Source organism: Bacillus sp. 05T31, from assembly GCF_056396725.1.
The window spans coordinates 1-813 of the sequence record NZ_JBFTMA010001149.1; the positions used below are offsets into that span (position 1 = coordinate 1).

At 34.3% G+C, this 813-nt stretch carries 1 protein-coding gene; it reads left to right on the plus strand.

Features of this window, described 5'->3' with window-relative positions; genetic code table 11:
• Positions 1 to 813: alpha/beta hydrolase family protein (locus tag AC1DJR_RS32005; protein ID WP_477004470.1), on the plus strand; the 813-nt coding region annotated here is incomplete at both ends.

Genomic DNA, 813 nt, shown 5'->3' on the forward strand with positions numbered 1-813 from the left:
GTTTAATGCAGATAAAGAAAAGGTAAAAAATGGATTGCAAGCAATCGCTGTAGTACCTGCGGATGAGTATCAACCAAATAAAAAACATTATGACAATGTAATCGTTGCATTCCGTGGTACTGAATTTGATAGATTCGATGGAGATAAAACTACAGATGTAGTTCAAATTACACTTGGACAGAAAAAGAACCTTGGTGTAGCAGGCGGAAAGGTAGCGACATCATTTGATAGTGCATTAGAATTTACAGAAAAAATTAAGAAAACATATAACCCTACTTCTATTCACACTACCGGACATAGTAAAGGTGCTGCGGAGGCTCAATATGTAGCAGCAGAAATGGATTGTTATGCAACAACATATGCTGCACCAAATATTTATAGATTACTAAGTGATAAAGCAAAAAAACGAGTAGATGAAGGCGTAATGGAAAATAAAGTAGTAGATTATACACATAAAAAAGATGCTGTAGGAAATTTCGATCAATTTGGAGCACCTATGATTGGTAAACAATTTACAACGAAAAGTAATGGAACAGATAGTGTTCTCGCAGCGGTATTTATGGGACAACATCCAATGTCAACTTTTCTAGAAATGTTCCACAATAATGGTAGTGTTCGACTAGAATTAGAACCAGATGATATCATTCGTCATGCAAAAGAGATACAAAAAATAAGTGATATATTATCTGATATTATTAGAAATATAGAAAGATTTCAACAACAAGAAGAGGAGGAAGTTGCGAAATTAAAGAGTCAATTGAAGCATGAGACAGGCCCTGGAGGAAAATATCATCTATTAGAAGAACATGAAGT